The following is a 24,677-nucleotide window of genomic DNA, read 5'->3' on the forward strand; positions in this document are numbered from 1 at the left end:
TCCGTCAATGCTGCCGCCGGCGCGATCCAGCGTGTAGGATCGGTCCATGCAGCACGCCCTGACCCGCAGCGAACGCATCCCCCGACTCAGCCGTTTCGGCTGGTTGATGGGGCTGTACGCCGAGAACTACCTGCACCTGAACCGCCTGTTCGTGCCGGCCGACCTGGCGGCCGGCAGCTACGTGTCCAGCATCGGCGATGGCCTGGACCTGCGCCTGGACGTGATCGAGCGCCACCGCTACACCGTCGAACTGCGCCTGACCTACGACCTGTGCGACCCGCTGACCGGCGAGCCGGATCCGTCGGCCTACGTGCGCCTGTACCTGGACGCGCGCCAGGCCGAGACCACGCACTGCTATGTCGGCCGCCGCTGGCAGGACGTGATGGGGCTGTACCCGCCGCCGGCGGAACTGATCAGCCACCGCATGCGCATGAACACCTTCCTCGGCAAGTGGCTGGAATACCTGGCCGAGCGCGGTCACGGCGTGGCCACGCTGCGGCCGGCACCGCCGCTGCCGCGCGTGCCGCACGACGCCGCGACGCCGGCGGTCTAGGCGGCTGTCCCGCTCCGGCGTGACCGGGCCGCAGCGCGGATGCGGCATACTGCGCGCCCCTCGCCATCCGCCGCCGCCGCATGCCTTACACCCCCATCGTCGCCACCTTGGGCTACGTGCTCTCGCCCGACCGCACCCAGGTCCTGCTGGTCCACCGCAATGCGCGTCCCGGCGACCATCACCTGGGCAAGTACAACGGCCTGGGTGGCAAGGTCGAGGCGGACGAGGACGTGCTGGCCGGCATGCGCCGCGAGATCCTGGAAGAGGCGGGCATCACCTGCGAGGCGCTGCAGTTGCGCGGCACCATCAGCTGGCCGGGGTTCGGCAAGCACGGCGAGGACTGGCTGGGCTTCGTGTTCCTGATCGAGGCCTACGACGGCGAGCCCTTCGCCGAGAACGCCGAGGGCACGCTGGCCTGGGTGCCGATCGCGCAGATGGACACGCTGCCGCTGTGGGAGGGCGATCGCCACTTCCTGCCGCTGGTGTTCGACGGCGACCCGCGCCCGTTTCATGGGGTCATGCCGTACCGCGACGGACGCATGCTGTCCTGGCGCTATTCTCGGGTCTAGGCCGGCGTCGCTGCCACGCGCGGCGCTTGTCCACACCGGCTGTGGATGGATTCTGCACAAGCATGTGGGCAACTGCGCCAAGTCGCTGAAATCGCTGGGCGGATGTTCGCGCTGGCGAAAAATTCGCCAGCCGCTCGCGCAGTTCTCCACAGCCGATGTGGATGGAATTTCCCAAACCTTGTGGATAAGCGCGCCGCCGCGTTGCGGCGCAAGGGCTGCGCCGGCACTGGCGAAAAAATCGCCAACGCCGGCAGGCGCACGGTTGCCGCAGCGCTACTGGGCGGTCCAGCCGCCGTCGATGGCGATGGTCTGCGCGGTGATGTTGCGCGCCGCCGGCGAAGCCAGGAACGCCACGCAGCCGGCCAGCTCGTCGTAGGCGATGAACACGCCCTTGGGCATCGGCTTGAGCATCACCTGGGCGATCACGTCGGCCTCGGAAATGCCGCGGGTGCGCGCCTGGTCGGCGATCTGCTTGTCCACCAGCGGCGTCTTCACGTAGCTGGGGCAGAGCGTGTTGATGGTGATGTCGGTGTCGGCGGTCTCCAGCGCGATCACCTTGGAGAAGCCGACCAGGCCGTGCTTGGCGGCGACGTAGGCGCTCTTGTACGGGCTGGCGACCAGTGAGTGGATGCTGCCGATGTTGACGATGCGGCCGAAGCCGCGTGCGCGCATGCCCGGCAGCACCGCCTGGGTCAGCCGCGCCACGCCGGTCAGCATCACCTCCACCAGCAGGCTCCACCGCTCCATCGGGAACTCCTGCAGCGGCGCCACGTGCTGCAGCCCGGCGTTGTTGACCAGCACGTCCACCGGCCGGCTCAGCGCCGTCAGCGCGGCCTGGATGCTGTCGGCGCTGGCCACGTTCAGTGCCACCGCCTCGGCCGCGCCGCCGGCCTGGCGCAGCTGCGCGGCGACCGCCTCGGCGGCGTCCAGGTCGAGGTCGCTGACGACGATGTGGCGGCCGCCGGCGGCCAGTTCGTGGGCGATGCCGGCGCCGATGCCGCTGGCGGCACCGGTGATCAGGACGGTCTGCATGGGCAATACCTGCGCGGAAGTGGGGAGCGCCAGCGTAGCAGCGGGCCGCGACGCCCAGCAGCCAGCGGCGCCGCTCGCCAGTGCGGCGGCGCCACGCTACCCTGTGCCGTCGCTCGCCGCTCACGCCGGATCCGCCAGGTTATGCCGATGAAACGCCACTTTTCCATGCTGCGCGAGTTCCAGCTGGCCGACTGGTTCACCCTGGCCAATGCCTTCTGCGGCACCGGCGCGGTGTTCGCGGCGATGCGCTTCCTGCAGGACGGCCGTCGCAGCGACCTGCTGTTCGGCATGGCGCTGATCCCGCTGGCGTTCGTGTTCGACGCGCTGGACGGGCGGGTGGCGCGCTGGCGCAAGTCGTCCTCGACCCTGGGCCGCGAACTGGATTCGCTGGCCGACGTGATCTCCTTCGGTGTCGCCCCGGCCGCGCTGGCCTATGCCTGCGGCATGCAGGGCGGCTGGGACTGGCTGGTGCTGAGCTTCTTCGTCTGCTGCGGGGTCAGCCGCCTGGCGCGCTACAACGTCACCGCCGAGCAACTGGCCGGCGACGGCGACAAGGTGCCGTACTTCGAGGGCACGCCGATCCCGAGCAGCCTGGGCCTGGTCATCGTGCTGGCGATTGCTGCGCACCTGGGCCATATCGGCGATGCGTTGTGGTGGGGCGAGTGGCGGCTGGGGCCGTGGCTGCTGCACCCGCTGGCGCTGCTGTTCGCGCTGTCCGGCTCGTTGATGATCAGCAAGACGCTGCGCATTCCCAAGCCCTGATCGCGGTGGGTTGCTATCATCGCAGGCCAGTTCGGGAGAGTGGCGATGAAGGCTAGCGGCGGCGGTGGCGCCGGCGATTTCGAGGCGATGACGCGGCAGTACTGGGAGGCCTGGAACGCCGCGCTGCGCCAGGGCGCACCGGCACCGGCGGCCTCGGCGAGCGATGGCGCCGGCTCCTGGCGCGAGGCGATCGCGGCCTGGAGCCAGTGGCTGCCGCGCGGCAGCGCGCCGCAGGCCGAGGACGCGGTGGCGCGGTTCCAGCAGCAGGCCGGCGACTGGCTTGGCGCGATGCAGCAGGTGGCGGCGCAGTTCGCCGGCCGCGACGCCAGCAGCGCCGATGTCGCCGAGGCCTGGAAACAGCAGGTACAGGGCCAGCGCGAGCAGCTGCTGCAGTGGCTGCTGGGCGCGGTGCGCGGCACCGGCCAGGGCGGGATCGACCCGTGGTTGCAGCAGGCCGCGCAGTGGCTGCAGGGCCTGCAGCGCGACAGCGGGCCATGGCTGCAGATGCCCGGGTTCGGCCCGGCACGCAACCACCAGGCGCGCTGGCAGGCGCTGGCCAAGGCGCAGCAGGACTACCAGGCGCAGTTGCAGGCTTATATGGCGCTGTTGCAGGGCGCCATCGACCGGGCCTTCGGCCTGTTCGAGGAAAAGCTGCGCGAACATGAGGAACCGGGCCGGCAGCTGACCAATGCGCGGGCGATGTTCGATCTGTGGATCGACGCGGCCGAGGAGGCCTATGCGGCGGCCGCGCTGTCGCCGGAGTTCCGCCAGGTCTACGCCGACGTCGCCAACGCGCAGATGCGCCTGCGCGCCTTGCTGCAGCGCGAGACCGAGCAAGTCTGCGAGCAGGTGGGCCTGCCCACGCGCACCGAACTGGATGCCGCGCATCGGCGTATCGCCGACCTGGAACGGCGGCTGCGCCGGCTGGAGCGCGCCGAAGGGCAGGGCGCGCCTACCGCGGATGCGCCTTCGCCTGCTGCCGCGGCCCCGGCCGTGCCGCAGAAAGGCGCCAGGAAGACCGCGGCCAAGCCCGCTGCGTCGAGGGCGGCAACCGTCGTGCCCGAATCCAACTCCAAATCCAGATCGAACGCCGCCAAGCCAGCGAAGGCTGCCTCCGCCACCAAGCCGCGGCGGGCCGCGACCACGCCCGCCGCGCGCCGGAGCCGCGCATGAAAGGGCCGTTGAGTTTCAGCAGCGACGATCTGGTCCAGGAAACCCTGGAGCTGCAGCGCAAGCTGCTCGAAGGCCTGCGCGTGCTGCCGGGCCTGGACGCGGTGGACTACGGCGCCACCGCGCGCCAGGAAGTGTGGCGCGACGGCAAGGTGGTGCTGTACCGCTTCGTCGGCGAACGCCCGCCCAGCGCCAAGGTGCCGCTGCTGATCGTCTATGCGCTGGTCAACCGCCCGTACATGGTCGACCTGCAGGCCGACCGCTCGCTGGTGCAGGGCCTGCTGGCGCTGGGCGAGGACGTCTACGTGCTGGACTGGGGCTACCCGGACCGCTCCGAGCGCTACCTGACCCTGGAAGACTATCTGCTGCGCTACATCGACGGCGCGGTGGACCACCTACGCGCCGCCGGCGACGGTGCGCCGATCAACCTGCTGGGCATCTGCCAGGGCGGCACCTTCTCGCTGTGCTACGCGGCGCTGCAGCCGGAGAAGGTGCGCAACCTGATCACCATGGTCACGCCGGTGGATTTCCAAACGCCGGACAACATGCTGTCCAACTGGGCGCGCCAGGTCGACGTCGACCTGTTCGTGGACACGCTGGGCAACGTGCCGGCGGACCTCATGAACATCAGCTACCTGATGCTCAAGCCGTTCCGCCTGAACCTGCAGAAATACGTCGGCCTGCTCGACATCCTCGACGATCCGCGGGCGCTGGAGGACTTCCTGCGCATGGAGAAATGGATCTTCGATTCGCCGGACCTGGCCGGCGAGACCTTCCGCGAGTTCGTCAAGCAGTTCTACCAGGACAACGCGCTGATGCATGGCCGCGCGCGCATCGGCGCACACGCGGTGGACCTGGGCCGGGTCACCATGCCGGTGCTCAACGTCTACGCCGAGCACGACCATCTGGTGCCGCCGGACGCCTCGCGGGCGCTGCGCGGCGTGGTCGGCAGCCGCGACTACGCCGAACTGAGTTTCCGCGGTGGCCACATCGGCATCTATGTCTCCGGCCGCGCCCAGCGCGAAGTGCCGGCGGCGCTGCACCGGTGGCTGGCCGAGCGCGATGGCGGGCACTGAGCGCAGAGCGCCTCACGCCCTCACGCGGCGCCCGCACCGCTGCGGGTAGAGTGGATCGCCGCCGTTGCTGGAGCCTTCGCCATGTCGCAACCCCGCTCGCTGTCGCGCTCGTTGAACGACCGCATGATCGCGGGCGTGATGGGCGGCATCGCCCACCGTTTCGGCTGGAATCCGACCGTGCTGCGGGTACTGTACGTGGTCGGGTCGATCGTCTCAGCCGCGTTCCCCGGCATCCTGGTCTACCTGATCCTGTGGCTGCTGATTCCCAACGAGGCCGACTGACGCGGCCGCTGCCGCTGGCCTGGCGCCGTGCCGGCATCGCCGCCGGGGTCCTGTGGACCTTGCCCAACACCTTGCTGGGTGTGTTCGCCGGCACGCTCGCGCTGGCTTTCGGCGCGCGCCCGCGCTTCAGTCGCCGCGAGCTGGCGCTGGTGTTCGAACGGGTGCCGTTGCGGCCACGCGGGGCGATGACCCTGGGCAACGTGATCCTGCTCAGCGCCGACGATCTGGACGTGGCCTGCGCCACCTACGAGCACGCCGCCGGTCGCTGCCGGCATCCCGCGGTGCGCCTCGGCGACCACGAACGGGCGCACGTGCTGCAGTACATGCTGTTGGGGCCGCTGTTCCTGCCGGTATACCTGGCCTGCGGCGGAGTCAGCGTGCGCAATCCGCTGGAACGCGCCGCCGATCGTTATGCGCTGCATGGCCGCGGCTGGTGGCCGGGCGGTGGCTGAGTGCATCGCGCCTGCCACCTGACTTTCGCCATGCCCCAGGTTGCCGCGTAGGAGCGGCTTCAGCCGCGACCAGGCTTTACCGGAATGCCGGTCGCGGCTGAAGCCGCTCCTGCGGGTGTATCCATGGTCGTGCCGTCAGTCGAGCCGGGCGAAACCGAACAGGCGCTTGAGCGGATGCGCATGCCGCTCGATCTGCGCGCGCAGCAGGCCGGCGCCGATCATGCTGTAGGTGATGCCGTTGCCGCCGTAGGCCATCGCGAACTGCACGCGCGGGCCGTGCTGCGGGTGCGGGCCGAAGAAGGGTAGGCCGTCCTCGGTCTCGGCGAAGGTGCCGGCCCAGGCGAAGGTCGGTTGCAGCTCCAGCCCGGGCATCACCTTGGCGATCTTGCGCGACAGCGTGCGCGCCTTGCTGTCGACACGCGCGTCGCGGCGCGCCGGCACGTCGACGCTGTCGTCCTCGCCACCGGCGACGATGCGGCCATTGCCGGTGCTGCGCAGGTACAGATACGGCCGCGCGCTTTCCCAGACCATGGTGTCGTGCAGTGGGCCGAGCGCGGACGGGTCCAGCGGGTCGCTAACGAAGGCGTAGCTGCTGCGGTTGCGCGCCACGCGCTGGTCCAGCCAATGCTGGTTGGCGTAGCCGGCGGCCATCACCACATGGCCGGCGCGCACCTGCACGCCCTGGTCGGTGTGCAGGGTCACGCCGCGGCCGTTGACCACGATCCGCGCGATGCGGGTGCGGTCGTAGACGCCGACGCCGCGGCGGAACGCGCGGCCGAGCAGGCGGTAGGTGAGGCGGTACGGGTCCACCCGCGCCGCCTGGTGGCTGAGGATCGCGCCGTGCGCCTGGATGCCGTAGTCCGCGTCCAGCGTTCGCGCATCCAGCCATTCCACGTCCAGGCCGTGCCGCGCACGCACTTCCAGTTCTTCCTGCAGCACCCGCACATGCCGGCGTTTGCTGGCGTAGTACAGGCTGTCGTTGCGCGCGAAGTCGACGTCGCGCAGCGGCCGCACCAGCTCGCGCAGCTGCTCCAGCGCCTGCGCGCAGGCGCCGTAGGCGAGGGCGGCGGCGGGTTCCCCATAGCGCTTGGCCAGGTCGATCAGGTGGGTGTCGATCTCGTACTGCAGCAAAGCGGTGCTGGCGGCGGTGCTGCCCCAGCCGATGTCGCGCTGCTCCAGGACCGTCACGGCGTGCCCGTGGGTGCTCAGTTCCTCGGCGATCAGCGCGCCGGTAATACCGCCGCCGACGACGGCGACATCGCAGCGCACGTCGTCGCGCAGCTGCGGAAAACTCTGCATGAGGCCGTTGCGGACGGACCAGAAGGGATAACCGCTCTTGAGATCCATGGCGCCCCCCGACGCGTAAAGAAGGTGCGACTTACGCGCAGGCCCGGTTAAGTCCGCGTGAGGCGGGGCGGAGGTCCTGTTCGGGCAAACAGCCAGGATTAACCTCGGTGCAGAAGTCCCTCACATGGTGCTGTGTATGGTGCGCGCCAGTTCCACGAATTCCCTGTAGAGGAAGCGTCATGTCGGTCGTTCTGTATATCGGTGGCAGCAAGGACGGAGAGAAGGGGGTGATGCCCTACGGTTTCCGCAAGTCCATGAAGGAAACCGAGGCAGGCCCGGAGATCTACGTCGAGCGCGTGCTCGCGGTGAGCGACCGGCAGGTACGGATCATGGCGCTGGAGTCGCTGCAGGACGAGATCGTCGTGGAACGGCTGCACAGGTATTATTCGCGTTGACGCCGGCGTGCGAACCCCGGTGTGGCCGCCCGCCTAGGCGGGCCAGCGACGGTTCGCATCGACCTGCCATCGACCATGCCCGCACCAGAAATCAGCAACAACCCGGCGCCGCCGACGACCGTCGACCCTGACGCACCCACCGACATGTCCAATCAACGCAGCGATATTTTCTTCGCTGCGGTGCAAACCACGCGCATGCCGATGATCGTGACCGATCCGCGGCAGCCGGACAATCCGATCATCTTCGTCAACCGCGCGTTCCTGGAGATGACCGGCTACGGCCGCGATGAATTGATCGGCAATAATTGCCGCTTCCTGCAGGGGCCGGACACCGACCGCGAGACGGTCAGCAGCATCCGCGATGCCATCACCTCGCACGACGAGATCGCGGTGGAGATCCTCAATTACCGCAAGGACGGGTCCAGCTTCTGGAACGCGCTGTACATCTCCCCGGTCTACGACGACCGCGGCGAGCTGGTGTACTTCTTCGGCTCGCAGTTGGACGTCAGCCGCCGCCGCGACGCCGAGGACGCGCTGCGCCAGGCGCAGAAGATGGAGGCGCTGGGCCAGCTCACCGGCGGCATCGCCCACGACTTCAACAACCTGCTGCAGGTCATGTCCGGATACCTGGAACTGATCGAGCACGCGGTCGAGAGCGATCCGCTGAACCCATCGCTGCTGCGCAAGAGCGTGGATCGCGCGCGCGACGCCGCCGGCCAGGCCGCGCGCCTGACCCAGCAGCTGCTGGCGTTCGCGCGCAAGCAGAAGCTGGAAGGCCGGGTGCTCAACCTCAATGCCCTGGTCGCCGGGATGAGCGATGTGGCCGAGCGCACGCTGGGCGACGGCATCGCGTTTTCGCTGGAACTGGCCCCGGACCTGCGCAATTGCCGGATCGACCCCACCCAGGCCGAAGTGGCGGTGCTGAACATCCTGATCAACGCCCGCGACGCCATGGCCGAACAGGCGGCGCCGCGCCTGGTGATCGAGACCCGCAACGTCTCGGTGCGCGCCGACGAGCCCACCACCTACGACAACCTGCTGCCCGGCCACTACGTGTGCGTGTCGATCACCGACAACGGCAGCGGCATGCCGCCGGAGGTGCTGACGCGGGTGCTGGATCCGTTCTTCACCACCAAGGAAGAGGGCAAGGGCACCGGCCTGGGCCTGTCGATGGTGTACGGCTTCGCCAAGCAGTCCGGCGGCGCGGTGCGCCTGTATTCGGAGGAGGGCCACGGTACCACCGTGCGCCTGTACTTCCCGATCGACGACAACGTCGAGAACATGGCGCCGCGCGATTCGCGCACGCGCCGTCCGTTCGACCGCCAGGGCGACGAGACCATCCTGATCGTCGAGGACCGGCCGGACATCGCCGAGCTGGCGCGGCTGTTCCTGGAGGACCAGGGCTATGCCACGCACGTGGTCTACAATGCCCGCGAGGCGCTGGAGCTGCTCGACACCGGCGTGCACGTGGACTTGCTGTATTCGGACCTGATCATGCCAGGGGGCCTCAACGGGGTGATGCTCGCGCGCGAGGCACGGCGGCGCCGGCCAAAGATCAAGGTGCTGCTGACTACCGGCTATGCCGAGTCCTCGATCGAGCGTACCGACGCCGGCGGCACCGAGTTCGACGTGCTGGCCAAGCCCTACAACCGCCAGGAACTCACCCGCAAGGTGCGCATGGTGCTCGACGGCCCGACCGGGGTCACCTGAGGCGGCCAGGTCGGCGCGCCCCTGTCAACGGGTTCCCCGGCGGCGCGCGCACTGCGAAAATGCGGGTTTTCCGCAAGGCGGCTTCGGCCGGACGCAATGCACGACACTCAGCTCGCCCAGCAGATCGCCACCACCATCGCCGCCGAGATCGGCGCGCAGCCGGCGCAGGCGCGCGCCGCCATCGCCCTGCTCGACGAGGGTGCCAGCGTCCCGTTCATCGCGCGCTACCGCAAGGAAGTCACCGGCGGGCTGGACGACACCCAGTTGCGCAACCTGGAAGTGCGCCTGACCTATCTGCGCGAACTGGAAGAGCGTCGCGCCGCGGTGCTGGCCAGCATCGCCGAGCAGGGCAAGCTCAGCGACGCACTGCGCGCGGAGATCGTCGCCGCCGACACCAAGTCGCGGCTGGAAGATCTGTACCTGCCGTACAAGCCCAAGCGCCGCACGCGCGCGCAGATCGCCCGTGAAGCGGGGCTGGAGCCGCTGGCCGACGGCCTGCTGGCCGATCCGGCGCTGGTGCCGGAGACCTTCGCCGCCGGCTTCGTCGATGCCGACAAGGGCGTGGCCGACGTCAAGGCCGCACTGGAAGGCGCGCGCGCGATCCTGATGGAGCGCTGGGGCGAGGATGCCGCGCTGGTCGGCGAACTGCGCAGCTGGCTGGGCGAGGTCGGGGTGATCCGCGCCCGCGTGGCCGAGGGCAAGGAGCAGGAAGGCGCCAAGTACCGCGACTACTTCGACCACGCCGAAGCGCTGGCCAAGATTCCCTCGCACCGGCTGCTGGCGCTGTTCCGCGCGCGCCGCGAGGAGATCGTGTACCTGGAGCTGGATCCCGGCAGCGACGCCGAAGCCGGCCATCAGTACGCCGAAGGCCGCGTCGCGCTGCGCGCCGGCATCGCCAACCAGGGCCGTCCCGGCGACCGCTGGTTGCTGGATGCGTGCCGTCTCACCTGGCGCGCCAAGCTGCACATGCACCTGCTGCTGGACCTGTTCAACCAGGCCCGCGAAAAGGCCGAGGCCGAGGCGATCGCGGTGTTCGGCGACAACCTGCAGGACTTGATGCTGGCGGCGCCGGCCGGGCCGCGCGTGACCCTGGGCCTGGACCCGGGCATCCGCACCGGCTGCAAGATCGCGGTGGTCGACGCCACCGGCAAGCTGCTGGCCACCGACACCATCTACCCGCACGAGCCGCGCCGGCAGTGGGACCAGTCGCTGCACACGCTGCGCCAGCTGTGCACGCAGCACGGCGTGGAGCTGATCGCGATCGGCAACGGTACCGCCAGCCGCGAGACCGACAAGCTGGCCGCGGACCTGATCAAGCAGAACCCGCAGCTGAAGCTGGAGAAGATCGTGGTCAGCGAGGCCGGCGCCTCGGTGTACTCGGCCTCCGAATTCGCCGCCAAGGAATTCCCGCAGCTCGACGTGTCGCTGCGCGGCGCGGTGTCGATCGCGCGGCGCCTGCAGGATCCGCTGGCGGAGCTGGTCAAGATCGAGCCCAAGGCGATCGGCGTGGGCCAGTACCAGCACGACGTCGACCAGTATCGCCTGGCGCGGGCGCTGGACGCGCGGGTCGAGGACTGCGTGAACGCGGTCGGGGTGTACGTCAACACCGCTTCGGCGGCGCTGCTGTCGCGGGTGTCCGGGCTGTCGTCGAGCGTGGCCGAGAACATCGTGCGCCACCGCGACGACAACGGTCCGTTCAAGCGCCGCAAGGATCTGCTCAAGGTGCCACGGCTGGGCGAGAAGACCTTCGAGCAGTGCGCCGGCTTCCTGCGCATCGCCGATGGCGAGGAACCGCTGGACGCCTCGGCGGTGCACCCGGAAGCCTATCCGGTGGTGGAGCGCATCGTCGGCGCCACCGGCAAGCCGATCAAGGCGCTGATCGGTGACGGCGGCTTTCTGCGCGGCCTCAAGCCGGACCAGTTCACCGACGAGAAGTTCGGCCTGCCGACCGTGCGCGACATCCTCAAGGAACTGGAGAAGCCGGGCCGCGACCCGCGCCCGGAGTTCAAGGCGGCGCGTTTCGCCGACGGCGTGGAGGACATCAAGGATCTCAAGCCGGGCATGGTGCTGGAGGGCGTGGTCAGCAACGTCGCCGCCTTCGGCGCGTTCGTCGACATCGGCGTGCACCAGGACGGCCTGGTGCACATCTCCGCGCTGTCGGACAGCTACGTCAAGGATCCGCGCGACGTGGTCAAGGCCGGCGACATCGTCAAGGTCAAGGTGCTGGAGGTGGACGTGGCGCGCAAGCGCATCGCGCTGACCCGGCGCCTGGACGACACGCCGGCGCCGGCGCGTCCCGCCGATCGCGACAGTGGCGCACGCGGCGCTGGCGGCCCGCTGCGGCGCGAGCGCGACGCGCGCGGCGGGAACCAGGGCGGCGCAAGCGCCAAGCCGCGGCCTGCGGCCGCCGCGCCGGTCAACAGTGCGCTGGCCGACGCCTTCGCCCGCGCCAAGCGCGGCTGAGGTGGAATGCCCAGCGCCTGCACGCAGGCGCTGGGCGATCCGGTCGAGCCGGGCCCGGCGTCGCCGGAAAGCGCGCCGGGGTCAGGCCGGTTCGGCGCGCGGGCTCTGGTCGGTGGTGAGCGCGGCCGCTGGCGGCGCCACCAGCGATGCGGCCAGCCCGAGCAGCTTGGCCGGATCCACCGGCTTGCCCAGGTGCGCATCGAAGCCGGCCTCCAGGGCCAGCGCACGATCCTCGCCGCGCACGTAGGCGGTCAGGGCGATGGCGGGAATACGGCTGGCCGCGCCAGCGCCGCGGGCGCGGATGCTGCGGATCAGGCTGTGGCCGTCGCGGCGCGGCATGCCGACGTCGCTGACCAGCAACGCATACGGCCGTTCGCGCAGCAGCGCTTCGGCATCGTCGGCGGACACCGCGGCTTCGACCACGGCACCGGCTTCCTGCAGGAAGCGCTGGGTGACGCCGCGCGAATCCATATCGTCGTCCACCACCAGCACGCGCACCCCGTCCAGGCGCACGCCGCCACGCCGCAGCATGCCGCCGGACAGCGCCACGTCGTCGCGGCGGATCGGGGCCAGGCTCTGCTGATCGTTGCGCGGCAGCAGCAGAGTGAAGGTGGCGCCGAGGCCGACGCCGTCGCTGCTGACCGACAACTGTCCCTGGTGCAGCTCGGCCAGCTGCTTGGCGATGGCCAGCCCCAGGCCCAGGCCGCCGGCGCTGCGCGTGCTGCTCGCATCGGCCTGGCGGAAGCGGTCGAAGACGTGCGGCAGGAACGCCGGGTCGATGCCGACGCCGGTATCGCCGACGGCGATGCGCACGTGGGTGCTGGTGCTGTCCAGGGTGACCGTGACCGTGCCGGCGCTGGGGGTGAACTTGATCGCGTTGCCGATCAGGTTGGTCAGCACCTGCTGCAACCGGATCGCATCGCCGAGATAGGGCAGGGCGGTCGCGTCGTTGGCGACCAGCACGATATCGATGCCCTTGTTCTGCGCGCCGGGGCGGGCCGCATCGATGGTCTCGCTCAGCAGCGCACGCAGGTCCAGGTCGTCGGCCTCCAGGCGCACCTTGCCGGAAAGGATGGCGCTCATGTCCAGCAGGTCGTCGATGATCTGCGCCTGCGAGTGGGCGCTGCGCTCGATCACCTCCAGGCCCTTGGCCAGCTCCTTCTCGCGCACCGCCGCGTCCTGCATCAGCCGCGACCAGCCCAGGATCGCGTTGAGCGGCGTGCGCAGTTCGTGGCTGAGCGTGGCCAGGAATTCGTCCTTCATGCGGCTGGCGCGTTCGGCCTCGCTGCGCGCGCTCTGCTCGGCGGCGAGCAACTGCTGCAGGCGCAGGTCGGTGCCGCGGCGCTCGATGATGATGCCGGCCAGGTGCGAGGCCGAGCGCGCCAGGTCCTGTTCGTGCGGGTTGGGGTAGTGCACGAACGGGTAGTACATCGCGACCACCCCCAGCACCTCGCCGTCGCTGGCCAGGATCGGCGTGGAGCAGCAGGCGATGATGTCCGCCTCCAGGGCGGTGGCCAGATACGCCTGCCAATGCGGGTTCACCCGCACATCGCTGCACAGCACCTGCCGGCGCAGGTAGGCGGCGCGCCCGCAGCAGCCGGTGTCGGGGTCGATCGGCAGGCGTTGCACCGCCTTGCGGAAGCCTTGCGGCATGCTCGGCGCGGCGCCTTCCAGCAGGCACTGGCGGTGCTCGTCGACCAGCATGATGGTGCAGCGCAGGCCGACATCGCTCTGCGACTCGATGCCGCGGGCGATCGCATCCAGCACCGCGTTCAACGGCTTGCCGGTGGTGATCATCTCCAGCGCCGCGCGCTCGGCCGCGGTGGCGTTCTCGATGCGCTTGCGTTCGGAAATGTCCAGCAGCGAGCCGATGAAGCCAAGGAACTGGCCCGACGAACTGAAGCGCGGCGTGGCGGTATCCAGGCACCAGCGGTATTCGCCGTCGTGGCGGCGCAGGCGGTACTCCAGGGTGTAGGCGCGACGATCGGCGCAGGCGCGCGCCAGGGTGCGGCCGACCGTGGCCAGGTCGTCGGCATGGATCATTTCCTGCCAGCCGCTGCCCAGCGCTTCCTGCTCGCTCTGCCCGGTGAACAGGTACCACTGGCGGCTGATGTACTCGCAGTCGCCGTCGGCGTTGGACATCCAGATCATGACCGGCGCGTTGTCGCACAGCTGGCGGAAGCGCAGTTCGCTTTCCTGCAGGCGCTGCTCGACCAGGCGGCGGTCGTGGATGTCGGTATTGGTGCCGATCCAGCGGACGACGCGGCCGCTGTCGTCGCGGATCGGCAGGGCACGGCCGAGGTGCCAGCGGTACTCGCCGTCGTGACGGCGCAGCGGATACTCGATTTCGTACGGCTTGCCGCTGCGCAGCGCCTCCGGCCACACCTCCATCACCCGCGCCAGGCCTTCCTCGGTATGCACCTTGCGCCAGCTGTCGTAGCCGGCCTCGCCGACCGGCAGCCCGGTGTATTCGTACCAGCGGCGGTTGAAGTAGTCGACGTGGCCGTCGGGCGTGGCGGTGAACACGATCTGCGGCATCGCATCGGCCAGTTCGCGCAGGCGTGCGGCGCTGCTGGCCAGCTCGCCCTGCGCGCCCGCGCGCTCCATCGATTCCCAGCAGCGCGCCGCGACCAGGCGCACCAGTTCGATCTCGGCCGAGGTCCACACCCGTGGCTGGGCCTGGTGCACTCCGATCGCCGCGACCAGGCGGCCGGCCTTGTGCAGCGGCGCGGTGAGCACCGCGCGCATGCCCAGGCGACGGTAGTTGGGGTCGTCCGTGCGCATCGGCGGCTGGTGGGTGTCGGTGTCCTGCACCACCCACGGCCGGTTCTCGCGCATGCACTCCAGCAGGTCGCCGCCGAAGTCGCTGAAGCGCGAGCACCCGGTCAGGTGCTCGGCGCCGTCGACGTAGTCGGCGCGCACGTCGAACGTGTCTTCGTCGGCTTCGACGATCGCGTAGGCGCAGCGGTTGGCGCGCAGGTGCTGGCCGAGCAGGGCCGCGCCGGTCTCGCAGATCGCCTCGGTGCTGTGCAGGTTCTGCAGCGTGTCCTCGAGCATCAACAGGAAGCTGTCGTGCGCCTGCGCGCGCGCCTGCTCGGTGCGGTCGATGCCGTGCACCAGGATGCCGCTGACCTTCCCCCCGGCGTCGCGCATCGGCTGGTAGACGCACTCCAGCGTCGTTTCCGAGGCGGCTTCGTGCGGCGTGCGACGCAGGTTGAAGGTCATCGACTCGCCAATGAACGGCAGCCCGCTGGCGCGCACGTTGTCGAGCAGGCGAATGAAGCCTTCTTGCTGCTGGATTTCCGGGATGGCCTCGGTCAGCGGCCGGCCGACCACCTCGCGCGGTCCGATCAACTGCTGGTAGCGACGGTTGACCGTCTCGATCACGTAGTCCGGGCCGCGCAGGATCGCCAGCGCCGCCGGCGACTGCTCGAAGGCATCGGCCATCTGCGCGCGTTGCGCCTCCAGTGCCTTCAGCAGCGCGTCGCGCTCGCGGGCCAGGGTGATCCGCGCAGTGTCCTCGGTACAGACGCACAGCACGCCGGCGATGCGGCCCTCGTCGTCGAACAGCGGGCTGTAGGAGAAGGTGAAATACACCTGCTCGCTGTAGCCGTTGCGCATCATCGTCAACGGGATATGTTCGTTCCAGGTCGATTCGCCGCTGGCCAGCACCTGGTCGGCCTGCGCGCGGACCTCGGGCCAGACGTCCGGCCACACCTCTTCCATCGGCCGCGCGAAACCCTGCGGGTGCCGCAGTCCGAGGATCGGCACGTAGGCGTCGTTGTAGAGGTTGAACATGCGCTCGCCCCAGCGCACCGCCATCGGGAATCGCGAGTTCAGGCAGATCGACAGCGCGGTCAGCAGGCTCCGCGGCCAATGCTCCATCGGGCCCAGTTCGTGCTTGTGCCAATCAATGGCGCGCAGCAAGGCTCCCGTGGCGCTGCCGGCCGGAAACCGGACAGGAGGCGGCGAACAGTCCTTGGCGTTGATGGCTGAATCCCTCGAATCATTCCGCCAGGCGGCGGGCTACAGCCGAGGATTCTCAGGGGCGTGCGGTCATCTTGGCGTGAGCGTCCTGCAACGCCCGGATCAACTGCTCGGACAGATACGGCTTGGTCAGCACCACGCCGGCGGCAAAGCCGAGGGGCAGAGCGTCGGCGGCCACGCCGGTGGCGAGCACGAAGGGAGTGCCGCGTTCGCTCAACGCCCTGGCCACCGGCTCGCTGGTCTCGCCAGCGGAGAGCCGGAAGTCGAGCACGGCCCGGTCGGGGCGTTCGCTGTCGATCAGTGCAAGGGCGTGCTGCACGGTGGCGGCGATGCCGACCACCTCGGCACCGGCCTGGGCAAGCTGCAACTCCAGCAGCGTGGCGTTCATCTCGTCGTTCTCGACCACCAGGATACGCAGGCCCCGCAATGCCGACATCGCTTGCTCGTTAAGGTTTGGGAACGGAAAGTATAGCGGGACCCCCGCCGCCCCCGCCTAGACAAATGGCCCCAGGAAGATGAAGCGTTTACCTGTGATCGGCGCCAACCGGCGCGCGCGGCGGCCGCGCAAAAAACAAACGGCAGCCGAAGCTGCCGTCAGTCCTGGTGCCGAAGGTGGGACTCGAACCCACACGCTTTTAAGGGCGGCGGATTTTGAGTCCGCTGCGTCTACCGATTCCGCCACTTCGGCGCGGCCGCGGAGTATAGCCGACTGTGCGGCCACGCCGCCAGCGCCTCCGTGCTCGCTGTCGTCAGGGCAGGGCGGATGAGGGAGTTGGCAGTGGGGTGGCGTGCCTGGGTACTTATATAGATGTAGCGCCACGTCGCGAGATGCTTGCATGCGCGCCGCCGCGTTGTGCCGATATCGGCAATCGCCGGCGATGGGCGGCGGCGGGCTGCGCCGGCGTGCGGACGCTGCGTGTGGCGATGTCCGCCGGCCGCGTCCATCGCTGGGCATGAGGCACATGGACTGCGCAATGCAGGCGCGTGGGCGCATTCCGCCACATGCGGCGAGGGCATTTGCGGCGTCGCCAACGTTGCGCAAAAAAACGCTTGCGTGTGCCGATCACGATCGTTAATATTCCGCTCCTCGCAGCACGTGGGGCCATAGCTCAGCTGGGAGAGCGCTTGCATGGCATGCAAGAGGTCGCCGGTTCGATCCCGGCTGGCTCCACCAACTTTTCGGACGTAGGCCTGTCCGCAAAGCGACATCGTTAACAGCGTCCCCATCGTCTAGAGGCCTAGGACATCACCCTTTCACGGTGGCGACCGGGGTTCGAATCCCCGTGGGGACGCCAATTTGCAGGAATTCCTCGCGCGCATCCGGGTTCGGCTCTGCCAAACCAATGAGTGCGGGGTTTGTACATCGGAAGAAAGTCGGGTATGATTCCGCTTCTGCCAGTACACGTGGGGCCATAGCTCAGCTGGGAGAGCGCTTGCATGGCATGCAAGAGGTCGCCGGTTCGATCCCGGCTGGCTCCACCAACTTTTCGGACATAGGCCGTCCGCAAAGCAACATCGTTATCTGCGTCCCCATCGTCTAGAGGCCTAGGACATCACCCTTTCACGGTGGCGACCGGGGTTCGAATCCCCGTGGGGACGCCACTTTTCGAAGACACCCGGCATTGCCGGGTGTTTTTTTGTGCGTGCTGTAGCCGTGGGCGATGAACGGAAGAGGGCTGCAGAGTGTGTATTGGTGGCGGCTGGATCGCCTGATGGTTCGAGCGATGGGCCTGCTTCTCCTTTCCTGCTTGCCTCCATGGTCTGCGAGGCTGCGCCCGTACCCTTACCCCTCTACCGGAGGAAGAGGGAGTTTGGCTTGTCCCTTCTCCCTCCGGGAGAAGCTGCCCCCAAGGGGCGGATGAGGGTCCGGCCGCTCATCATCATTCCGAGCGTGCGGACATGCGCCGTGCACCCTGATGGCACTTGGCTGCGCGCGCCCCCTCAGTCCAACCCCTCTCCCGATGGGAGAGGGGCTACAGCGTAGTAACCGGCGGATCTGCCGGATCGCCTCGGGTGTCCGCTGCACGCTGTGCCCCGAAACAATCACTGTCTCCGAGGCGGCGCCGGATAGGTGGGCGCTCCAATACGGCACGATGCCGTCGCTGGACTGCGCCAGCGGCACGCGCGGATCCTCACGCCCGATGATCGAGTGGTAGGTCACCTGCGCTGAGATCGGCAGCTGCGCCGCGGCGCGGAGGAAGGGATCGTGGTCGCTGAGGCTGTCGATGCTGTTGGGCAGCGTGCCGAGCATGTCCTTGCCGGCGATGTCCCGGAACTGATCGAGGACGCGCCGGGGCAGGCCGACCAGGGCGCGCGCCAGTTCGCCGAGCGTGCCGCCGGCCTCCGGTGTGCCACGATGCGGGGTGGCCAGGAAGATCGCCTCGGACACTTCCGGCATCGGCGCGAAATGCAGCATGGGGCCGAGCCTGGCCTGCAGCGCCTGGCGTGCCTTCGGCTGCAGCGTCGCCTCGTCGAACAGGGTGCGCCACAGGCGATCGCCGTCGCTGGAGGACACCATCAAGCGCGCCAGCACGCCGCCCATACTGTGCCCGATCAGCACCATGTCGTGTGCGGAGACGCTGCGGCGCTGCGGATCGAGTCGGTCCAGGGTCTGCTCCAGCGCAGTGCGAACCTGCAGGTGGGTGTAGGGAATCGGCAGGTTGGTCGGGTAGTACACCAGCCAGATCTGGTAGCGCTCGCGCACGCGCGGATCGCCGAGCAGGTCGTTGGCCAGGTTCACCCAGGCCTCCGGGCTGCTGGCCAGCCCATGCAGCAGCACCAGCACGCGCCGGTTCGGATCGTAGGGCTGGGTCAGGAACACATGCGGCCGGTCGATGCCGTGGCCCAGGCCGAGCAGCGTGCGCAGCGATTGCGCGGCGAAACCGGCGTGCGCCATCCAGACGCCGTAGCCCGCGCTGAAGTTGGCGGCCAGTGGCACGTCGACACCGCCCACCGCCACCCGCTCGTGGAGCGAAGGGTCGTGGACGTCCACGCGCGCGACACGCGTGGCCAACACTTCCTGGAGGGAGTGGCCGTCGAAGCGCAGCACCACCGTGAGGTTGGGCGTGGGCATGTCGCTGTAGGCGGGAGTTGTGTCGGCGCCGTCGATGGCATCCGCCGCTGGCGGCGTCAGGACCGCGACCATTTCCGCGCCGAACCCGTCGCGCCGATACACGCTGCGCAAGCCGTCGAAGCGCAGGCCGCTGGCCGCCAGCATCGCCTCGGGCATCGGCATGTCCTGCGGGCTGCCGACGCCGCTGGCATCCAGCGTCACTGTCCAGTCGGGCAGGGCGGCGATCGGCGCATCGGCGTCGTGGGTGGCGGGCGGATGCCGCTGGTAGCGCGCGAACAACGCGGTCACTGCCTGCTGCACGGCATAGTTGTAATAGTCGCGTACCTGGGTCTGGCGTTCCTCGAAGGCGCGGTCGCTGGGCGTGCGCCCACTGAAAAACAGATAGGCGTAGGCGTAGCGCGCGGTTTGCAGCCAGGCGGTCAGGGTGGCATCGCTGTCCGGTTGTTGCCTGGCGGCCCGTTGCGCGGCGAGGAGCGACAGCTCCGCCGACGTGGCCAGGGCGCGTTCCTGGTCCACGTCGGCGCTGCCGAGCAACTGGTCGATGCACGGCTGCACTTTTGCCGTGCAGCCTGTCGCGTCGAGGCCGGCGACGTTCAGCGTCTGCAGGGCCGCGTCGCTGGGGCGCGCGGCGCTCAGCGCATCGCCACGCTTGGCCTGGATGTAGTGCGCCGCATCCACGCGTTGCAGGGTGACGCTGGCGCAGCCGCCGGCGCACAGCGCCAGTCCCAGCACCACGCAGGCCAGGCCCACGCGACGCCAGCGTCGCCACTTCATGCCGTGGCCTTCGCCGCGTCAGCGCGGCGCGCGAACAGCAGGTCGTACAGCACCGGGATCACGCCCAGGGTCACCAGCGTGCCCAGCGCCAGGCCGCCGATCATGGTGATGGCCATGCCGGTCCACAGCGGACCGGCGAACAGCATCAGCGGGATCAGGCCGACGATGCAGGTCAGCTTGGTCATCACGATCGGGCGCAGGCGCTTGACCGCTGCGGCGATCACCGCCTCGTGCCGGCTCAGTCCGTCGGCCAGTTCGGCCTCGATCCGCTCCAGCAGCAGCACCGCGTTGTTGACGATGATGCCGGCCAGCGCGAGCAGGCCGAAGGTGGCCATGAAGCCGAACGGATAGCCGGTGACCAGCAGGGCCAGGGTGGCGCCGATCAGCACGAACGGAATGCTGGCGACCACGATGAACAGCTTGCGGAACGAATTGAACTGCCACACGAACAGCAGCAGGATCGCGCCCAGCGCATGCGGCATGTATTGCAGCAGCGCCTGGTTGGCTTCGGCGGCGTCCTCCAGTTCGCCGCCCATTTCGATGCGGTAGCCCGGCGGCAGGCGCAGCGCCGCCACCTTGTCGGCCAGTGCGTCCACCACCTGGTCGGTGGTCAGGTCGGGGTTGCGGCCGGTGATGGTGATGGCGCGGCTCAGGTTGCGGCGCTGGATCGTCGAGGGTTCCGAACTCAACTGGATGTCGGCGACCGCCGCCAGCGGCAGCGGCGCAGCGCCGGAGGAGGGGTAGATCGGCGTGTCGCCGGGATGGCCGCCGCGCGCACGCGGGTCGCTGTCGCCGCGCAGCACGATCGGCACGTTGCTGCCGTCGTCGCGGATCACCGAGGCGTCCACGCCGCCGTAGCGCAGTTGCAGCGCCTGGGCGATGTCCTCGCTGGCGACGCCGGCGCGGCGCGCCTTGGCCTGGTCCACCTGCACCACGTAGCGCGGAATGCGGCTATCCCAGTCGTCGCTGACGTCCAGCGTGCCGGGCAGGGCGCGCAAGGCGTCGGCGATGCCGGCGGCGAGGCGGCGCAGTTGCGCTTCGTCCGGGCCGATCACCCGGTAGATCGCCACGCCGGATTCGGTCGACCCCAGCGAAAAGCGCTTGGGCTCGGCGCGCACTGCCGGGTAGGCCTGACGCAGGTGGGTGCGCACCTTGGCGATCAGCGCATCGATGTCGCTGCCCGGCCGCACGCTGACGGTGAAGTAGGCGATGTTGGCCGCCGGCAGCGGCGGGTTCAGGCCGAGCACGATGCGCGGGCCACCGTCGGCGACGTAGCCGATGCTGTCGACGATCTGCGGGTTCTGCCGGCGGTCGGCCAGCCACTGGCTGATCGACTGCACGGTGCGCAGGGTCTCGCGCGCATCGCTGCCCGGTTGCAGGGTCACCGGCATCTGGAACTGCAGGCGGTCGGACTTCGGCAGGAAGCTGTACGGCACCGAGACCAGTACGGTCACCGCCAGTGCCAGCAGGGCCAGCATGCTGCCGAGGAACAGCGCCTTGTGCGCCAGCAGCGCCTCGATCGCGCGCCGGTACAGGCGGTATGGCCTGGACGTGTAGGTCTCGCCGTGGCCGTCGGCCGGCGCGGCGTGCGCCCGCGCGAAGTACATGCACAGCAGCGGGGTGATGGTGATGCTGAGCAGCCAGGAGCCGAGCAGGGTCACCGCCAGCACGATCGCCAGCGAGCGCATGTACTCGTTGGTACTGGTCTGGCCGAAGAAGAACGGCGAGAACGCCAGCACGATCACCAGCGAGGAGGTCAGCAGCGGGATCGCCAGGCTGCGCCCGGCGGCCTCGCAGGCGGCGCGGCGTTCTTCGCCGGCGGCCAGGCGCCGCTCGATGTCCTCGGCGATGACGATGCCGTTGTCCACCAGCAGGCCCAGCGCCAGGATGATCGCGGCGATGGAGACGGTCTGCAGTTCCACGTTCAGCGCCCGCATCGCGATTAGCGCGCCGAGGATGGTCAGCGGCACGATCGCGCCGACGATCAGGCCGGTGCGCCAGCCCAGGAACAGCATCACCACCGCCATCACGATGACGATGGTCTCGCCCATGACGTGGTGCATCTTGCCCATCTCGCGCTCGACCACGTCGGCCTGGAAGGTGACCACGTGCTGCTGGAAACCCACCGGCAGCGCCTTGGCGGTTTCGCCCAGGGTGCGCCGCAGCGCCTTGCCGACCTCGGCGACGTTGTTGCCCGGCGCCATCGACACCGCCACCACCACCGCCGGCTGGCCCTGGTAGATCGCAGCGGCCTCCGGCGGGTCCACCGGCATCAGTTCGATGCGTGCCAGTTGCGCCAGCGGGATCTGCCGCGGGCCGTCGGCGCCCTGCGTGGCGATCGGGGTATTGCGCAGCGCGTCTAGGTCGCGCACTTCGCCGGAGGTGGTCACGGTCATCGCCATGCCCGACGCGGCGACCAGGCCGCCGCCGGCGACCACGTTCTGCGCGCGCAGTTGCTGCGCGACCGCGGCGGGAGTGAGGCCGGCTTCGCCCAGCCTGGTCCGGTCGAAGGCGACGTAGACGCGCTCGTCCCGCAGGCCGTGGAAGGTGACCCGCTCGACGCCGGGCACGGCGTACAGCTGCGCGCGCATCTGCCGCAGCGGGCCGAGCATCTCGGCGGTGTTGAAGCCCGGCGCGGTGACCGCGATCGAGGCGATGGCGACGCGGCCGAAGTCGTCGTCCACCAGAGGCCCCTGGGTGCCCGCGGGCAGTTCGGCGCCGGCCTCGGCCGCCTTGCTGCGTACGCGCTGCCATAGCGCCGGCAGGTCCTTGACGCTGTCCTGCGCGGTGACCTGCACGATGGCGCTGCCGGGATGGATGGTGGTGACGATCTTCTTCAGCCCGCTGACCTCGCGCAGCCGTTCTTCCAGCGGGCGCGCGAGCAGGTTCTCCACGCGTTCGCTGGGCATGCCGGGGAAACCGACCTGCACGATCGCATCGCGCACGGTCACGCTGGGTTCCTCCTGCGAGGGAAAGCCGAGGAAGGTGACGATGCCGCCGATCAGGAGCAGGGCGGCGCTGAACAGGGCCAGGCGGCTGGACTGCAGGGTGGCGCGGGTCAGGTTCATGGCGAGACGGTGCCGAGGCGGGTGGTGGGGCGGAACGGCACGACGTGCTGGCCGTCGTGGAGGAAGGCGGCGCCGGCGGCGACGATGCGCTCGCCCGCGGCCAGGCCGCGCAGGATCTGCACGCGGCCGCCATCGCTGCGCCCGGTGACGACCTGGCGGCGGCGCACGCGGCCGCTGTCTGGGCGGTACACGAACACCATGCTCTGGCCATCGGCCATGCTCGGGAGCAGCGCGCTCAGCGGCACGCTCGGCGGCTGGTTGGCGGCGCTGTCGGGCAGCGCCAGCAGCAGCGATTCGCCACTGCGCGGTTGCGCGGCATCGGCGCCGGCGCTGTCGAACAGCGCCTGCACGGTGGCGCCGCCATCCACGCGTGCGGAGACGCTATGCAGGCGTAGCGGCAAGGCCTGCTGTGGCGTGTTGCTGCGGTAGGCCAGAACGATCTGGCCGGGTTGCAGCGCCGCCGCGCGATCGGCCGGCAGCGTCGCCAGCACCTGCGCGCGATCGGCACCGTCCAGTTGCAGCACGGGCTGGCCGCCGCTGACCAGGCTGTCGGGCTGTTGCAGTCGCGCCACCACGCTGCCGTCGAACGGCGCACGCAGTTCCGACTGGCGCACCGCGCGGCGCGCCAGCGCCAGGTCCGATTGCGTGCTGCGGACCCGCGCCTGGGCCGCGGCGAAGGCGCTTTTGGCCGCGGTCAGGGTCGCCGCGGAGGCGGCGCCGTCGTCGAACATGGCCTGCTGTTGGGCGAGCTGGGTCTGTTGCTGCTGCAGCTCGGCCGCGGCGATGCCGACGCCGGCCTCGGCCTGCTGCAGGCGCAGGGCGTTCGGTTCCGGATCCAGGCGTGCGAGCACCTGGCCGGCGTGGACGCGGTCGCCCACGTCCACGGCGATGGCGGCGATGCGGCCGCCGCCTTCGAAGCCGAGGTCGGCGCGTTGTTGCTGGCGCACCTGGGCGAGGTAGCGGGTGCTGTCGTGCGCGGCGTCGCCGGCGACGGTTTCCAGCTTGACCGCGCGTGGCGCATCGGCGGGCGGTGCCGCCTCGCGGCCGCAGCCGGACAGCGCCAGCGCGGCCAGCGGCAGGCACAGCGTGAGAAGCAGGGTAGGGCGCAGGGTCATGGTCGGCGGTGTCCCGAGAGCGATCAGAAGGTGTAGGTGACGGTGGCGCCGCCGCCGGCACCGGCGCGGCGACGCACCACCGGGCTGCCGTCGGCGGGGCCGACGTAGCGGGTGGCGTCGAGCAGCAGCGAGGCGGTCCAGTGCGGCGACAGGGTGTGGTCCCATTCGGCGCCGACCGAGTAGGCGTACACGCCGGCATCGGCCCGGTGCGGCTGGAAGCCGCTGGCCAGGCTCTGCGCATCGGTGACGCCGAAGTACGCCTGGTTGAAACGGCGGTCGCCGAAATGCGCGTCCAGGTCCAGGGTCACGGTGTCGGCCGCGGCCTGCAGCAGGGTGAAGCGCGCCCCGGCACGGTAGCGGTTGCGGCGTGCGCCGTCCTTCAGCGCGAACTCGGCCTCGGCATCCAGCGCCAGGTAAGAGGTGAGCTGCTGCATGACCAGGCTGCGCGCGGTGATCGCGCCGGGCACGTCGCCCATGCCGGCCAGGCTCTTGGAGCCGGGGCGCCAGCTGCTGTTGCGCTGCAGGCGGCCCAGGTCGTAGCCGAACGACTGGCTGGCGGAGAAGCCGTGCGCAGTCTGGAACTGCACGCCGGTGCCGCGCACCGTGTCCGCGAACAGGATGCCGCGCTGCACCGAGAACACCGGTACCGCCTGTACGCGATCGTCGGCGGAACCGGGATAGCGCGGCGTCAGCATGGCGCCGGCGCCCACGCTCAGTTGGGTGCGGTCGCCGAACAGGCCGGCGCTGGACGCGGCATTGGTGTCGGCGGCGTGCGCTGCCGGCGGCAGCGCCAGTACGGCCACGGTCAGCGTCGGCGAGAGAACGGACAGGACATGTTTCATCGGGGCA

General features: G+C 69.8%; 18 protein-coding genes and 5 tRNA genes. 14 read left to right on the plus strand and 9 right to left on the minus strand.

Annotated features, from left to right (window positions below):
- Window positions 1-46 precede the first annotated feature (46 nt).
- Both AC1PME_RS10070 and AC1PME_RS10075 read left to right on the plus strand, forming a co-directional pair.
- Window positions 47-553 (plus strand): DUF1249 domain-containing protein, encoded by a 507-nt coding sequence (locus tag AC1PME_RS10070; protein ID WP_254457922.1) that lies wholly within the window; start codon window positions 47-49, stop codon window positions 551-553.
- A gap of 80 nt (window positions 554-633) precedes the next feature.
- A complete protein-coding gene (locus AC1PME_RS10075; RefSeq protein WP_254457923.1) occupies window positions 634-1,122 on the plus strand; it encodes an NUDIX hydrolase in 489 nt (162 codons plus the stop codon).
- Window positions 1,123-1,395: 273 nt separating this feature from the next.
- Here the strand turns inward: AC1PME_RS10075 and AC1PME_RS10080 are convergent, their stop codons facing one another.
- A complete protein-coding gene (locus AC1PME_RS10080) occupies window positions 1,396-2,154 on the minus strand; it encodes a 3-hydroxybutyrate dehydrogenase (RefSeq protein WP_481098011.1) in 759 nt (252 codons plus the stop codon).
- Between the two features lie 147 nt (window positions 2,155-2,301).
- On the opposite strand from AC1PME_RS10080, the gene AC1PME_RS10085 reads away from it, so the two are divergent.
- The 5 genes from AC1PME_RS10085 to AC1PME_RS10105 all read left to right on the plus strand — a co-directional run bounded on the left by AC1PME_RS10085 (window position 2,302) and on the right by AC1PME_RS10105 (window position 5,896).
- Window positions 2,302-2,916 (plus strand): CDP-alcohol phosphatidyltransferase family protein, encoded by a 615-nt coding sequence (locus tag AC1PME_RS10085; protein WP_010342962.1) that lies wholly within the window; start codon window positions 2,302-2,304, stop codon window positions 2,914-2,916.
- 45 nt (window positions 2,917-2,961) lie between these two features.
- Window positions 2,962-4,089, plus strand: coding sequence for a class III poly(R)-hydroxyalkanoic acid synthase subunit PhaE (phaE, locus tag AC1PME_RS10090; protein WP_481098012.1), 1,128 nt, complete (start codon window positions 2,962-2,964; stop codon window positions 4,087-4,089).
- Complete coding sequence (locus AC1PME_RS10095; protein ID WP_481098013.1) at window positions 4,086-5,162, plus strand: class III poly(R)-hydroxyalkanoic acid synthase subunit PhaC; 1,077 nt, start codon at window positions 4,086-4,088, stop codon at window positions 5,160-5,162. The genes phaE and AC1PME_RS10095 overlap by 4 nt, the downstream gene beginning before the upstream one ends.
- Before the next feature lie 81 nt (window positions 5,163-5,243).
- A complete protein-coding gene (locus AC1PME_RS10100) occupies window positions 5,244-5,444 on the plus strand; it encodes a PspC domain-containing protein (protein ID WP_254457927.1) in 201 nt (66 codons plus the stop codon).
- Window positions 5,441-5,896: a hypothetical protein gene (locus AC1PME_RS10105; protein ID WP_481098096.1), complete on the plus strand. Its 456-nt coding sequence runs from the start codon at window positions 5,441-5,443 to the stop codon at window positions 5,894-5,896. The genes AC1PME_RS10100 and AC1PME_RS10105 overlap by 4 nt, the downstream gene beginning before the upstream one ends.
- A 135-nt stretch (window positions 5,897-6,031) precedes the next feature.
- Here AC1PME_RS10105 and AC1PME_RS10110 read toward each other — a convergent pair whose 3' ends face one another.
- Entirely contained in the window at window positions 6,032-7,243 is a 1,212-nt protein-coding gene (locus tag AC1PME_RS10110) for an NAD(P)/FAD-dependent oxidoreductase (protein ID WP_481098014.1), read from the minus strand.
- Between the two features lie 179 nt (window positions 7,244-7,422).
- On the opposite strand from AC1PME_RS10110, the gene AC1PME_RS10115 reads away from it, so the two are divergent.
- The 3 genes from AC1PME_RS10115 to AC1PME_RS10125 all read left to right on the plus strand — a co-directional run bounded on the left by AC1PME_RS10115 (window position 7,423) and on the right by AC1PME_RS10125 (window position 11,811).
- Entirely contained in the window at window positions 7,423-7,638 is a 216-nt protein-coding gene (locus AC1PME_RS10115; protein ID WP_254457928.1) for a hypothetical protein, read from the plus strand.
- Window positions 7,639-7,713: 75 nt separating this feature from the next.
- Window positions 7,714-9,348: a hybrid sensor histidine kinase/response regulator gene (locus AC1PME_RS10120; RefSeq protein WP_481098015.1), complete on the plus strand. Its 1,635-nt coding sequence runs from the start codon at window positions 7,714-7,716 to the stop codon at window positions 9,346-9,348.
- A 96-nt stretch (window positions 9,349-9,444) separates the two neighbouring features.
- Entirely contained in the window at window positions 9,445-11,811 is a 2,367-nt protein-coding gene (locus AC1PME_RS10125) for a Tex family protein (protein WP_481098016.1), read from the plus strand.
- An 81-nt stretch (window positions 11,812-11,892) separates the two neighbouring features.
- Here the strand turns inward: AC1PME_RS10125 and AC1PME_RS10130 are convergent, their stop codons facing one another.
- The 3 genes from AC1PME_RS10130 to AC1PME_RS10140 all read right to left on the minus strand — a co-directional run bounded on the left by AC1PME_RS10130 (window position 11,893) and on the right by AC1PME_RS10140 (window position 16,486).
- Window positions 11,893-15,696, minus strand: coding sequence for a PAS domain-containing protein (locus AC1PME_RS10130; RefSeq protein ID WP_481098017.1), 3,804 nt, complete (start codon window positions 15,694-15,696; stop codon window positions 11,893-11,895).
- A 157-nt stretch (window positions 15,697-15,853) separates the two neighbouring features.
- Window positions 15,854-16,234, minus strand: coding sequence for a response regulator (locus tag AC1PME_RS10135; protein ID WP_481098018.1), 381 nt, complete (start codon window positions 16,232-16,234; stop codon window positions 15,854-15,856).
- Window positions 16,235-16,399: 165 nt separating this feature from the next.
- Window positions 16,400-16,486 (minus strand) — tRNA-Leu (locus AC1PME_RS10140).
- 410 nt (window positions 16,487-16,896) lie between these two features.
- On the opposite strand from AC1PME_RS10140, the gene AC1PME_RS10145 reads away from it, so the two are divergent.
- The 4 genes from AC1PME_RS10145 (at window position 16,897) to AC1PME_RS10160 (ending at window position 17,400) form a co-directional block, all read left to right on the plus strand.
- Window positions 16,897-16,972, plus strand: a tRNA-Ala gene (locus AC1PME_RS10145).
- A 45-nt stretch (window positions 16,973-17,017) separates the two neighbouring features.
- Window positions 17,018-17,093 (plus strand) — tRNA-Glu (locus tag AC1PME_RS10150).
- Between the two features lie 111 nt (window positions 17,094-17,204).
- Window positions 17,205-17,280, plus strand: a tRNA-Ala gene (locus tag AC1PME_RS10155).
- Between the two features lie 44 nt (window positions 17,281-17,324).
- Window positions 17,325-17,400: transfer RNA gene (locus tag AC1PME_RS10160), tRNA-Glu, on the plus strand.
- Window positions 17,401-17,581: 181 nt separating this feature from the next.
- Here the strand turns inward: AC1PME_RS10160 and AC1PME_RS10165 are convergent.
- The 4 genes from AC1PME_RS10165 to AC1PME_RS10180 are packed head-to-tail and all read right to left on the minus strand — an operon-like array spanning window position 17,582 to window position 24,670.
- Window positions 17,582-19,645, minus strand: a complete 2,064-nt coding sequence (locus AC1PME_RS10165) for an esterase/lipase family protein (protein WP_481098019.1) — start codon at window positions 19,643-19,645, stop codon at window positions 17,582-17,584.
- On the minus strand, window positions 19,642-22,713 hold the full coding sequence (locus tag AC1PME_RS10170) for an efflux RND transporter permease subunit (RefSeq protein WP_481098020.1): 3,072 nt from the start codon (window positions 22,711-22,713) through the stop codon (window positions 19,642-19,644). The genes AC1PME_RS10165 and AC1PME_RS10170 overlap by 4 nt, the downstream gene beginning before the upstream one ends.
- Window positions 22,710-23,828, minus strand: coding sequence for an efflux RND transporter periplasmic adaptor subunit (locus AC1PME_RS10175; protein ID WP_481098021.1), 1,119 nt, complete (start codon window positions 23,826-23,828; stop codon window positions 22,710-22,712). The genes AC1PME_RS10170 and AC1PME_RS10175 overlap by 4 nt, the downstream gene beginning before the upstream one ends.
- 23 nt (window positions 23,829-23,851) lie before the next feature.
- A complete protein-coding gene (locus tag AC1PME_RS10180) occupies window positions 23,852-24,670 on the minus strand; it encodes a MipA/OmpV family protein (protein WP_481098022.1) in 819 nt (272 codons plus the stop codon).
- Window positions 24,671-24,677: the final 7 nt, after the last annotated feature.

This window comes from Xanthomonas sp. NCPPB 901 (assembly GCF_056725085.1).

What these genes read in the sequence shown, in the direction of transcription:
- AC1PME_RS10120 (WP_481098015.1), top strand. Translation starts at nt 7,714, where the DNA reads ATGCCCGCACCAGAAATCAGCAACAACCCGGCGCCGCCGACGACCGTC.
- AC1PME_RS10070 (WP_254457922.1), top strand. Translation starts at nt 47, where the DNA reads ATGCAGCACGCCCTGACCCGCAGCGAACGCATCCCCCGACTCAGCCGT.
- AC1PME_RS10135 (WP_481098018.1), bottom strand. Translation starts at nt 16,234, where the DNA reads ATGTCGGCATTGCGGGGCCTGCGTATCCTGGTGGTCGAGAACGACGAG.
- AC1PME_RS10170 (WP_481098020.1), bottom strand. Translation starts at nt 22,713, where the DNA reads ATGAACCTGACCCGCGCCACCCTGCAGTCCAGCCGCCTGGCCCTGTTC.
- AC1PME_RS10175 (WP_481098021.1), bottom strand. Translation starts at nt 23,828, where the DNA reads ATGACCCTGCGCCCTACCCTGCTTCTCACGCTGTGCCTGCCGCTGGCC.
- AC1PME_RS10100 (WP_254457927.1), top strand. Translation starts at nt 5,244, where the DNA reads ATGTCGCAACCCCGCTCGCTGTCGCGCTCGTTGAACGACCGCATGATC.
- AC1PME_RS10165 (WP_481098019.1), bottom strand. Translation starts at nt 19,645, where the DNA reads ATGAAGTGGCGACGCTGGCGTCGCGTGGGCCTGGCCTGCGTGGTGCTG.
- AC1PME_RS10180 (WP_481098022.1), bottom strand. Translation starts at nt 24,670, where the DNA reads ATGAAACATGTCCTGTCCGTTCTCTCGCCGACGCTGACCGTGGCCGTA.
- AC1PME_RS10115 (WP_254457928.1), top strand. Translation starts at nt 7,423, where the DNA reads ATGTCGGTCGTTCTGTATATCGGTGGCAGCAAGGACGGAGAGAAGGGG.
- phaE (WP_481098012.1), top strand. Translation starts at nt 2,962, where the DNA reads ATGAAGGCTAGCGGCGGCGGTGGCGCCGGCGATTTCGAGGCGATGACG.
- AC1PME_RS10130 (WP_481098017.1), bottom strand. Translation starts at nt 15,696, where the DNA reads ATGGAGCATTGGCCGCGGAGCCTGCTGACCGCGCTGTCGATCTGCCTG.
- AC1PME_RS10080 (WP_481098011.1), bottom strand. Translation starts at nt 2,154, where the DNA reads ATGCAGACCGTCCTGATCACCGGTGCCGCCAGCGGCATCGGCGCCGGC.
- AC1PME_RS10095 (WP_481098013.1), top strand. Translation starts at nt 4,086, where the DNA reads ATGAAAGGGCCGTTGAGTTTCAGCAGCGACGATCTGGTCCAGGAAACC.
- AC1PME_RS10125 (WP_481098016.1), top strand. Translation starts at nt 9,445, where the DNA reads ATGCACGACACTCAGCTCGCCCAGCAGATCGCCACCACCATCGCCGCC.
- AC1PME_RS10075 (WP_254457923.1), top strand. Translation starts at nt 634, where the DNA reads ATGCCTTACACCCCCATCGTCGCCACCTTGGGCTACGTGCTCTCGCCC.
- AC1PME_RS10110 (WP_481098014.1), bottom strand. Translation starts at nt 7,243, where the DNA reads ATGGATCTCAAGAGCGGTTATCCCTTCTGGTCCGTCCGCAACGGCCTC.
- AC1PME_RS10085 (WP_010342962.1), top strand. Translation starts at nt 2,302, where the DNA reads ATGAAACGCCACTTTTCCATGCTGCGCGAGTTCCAGCTGGCCGACTGG.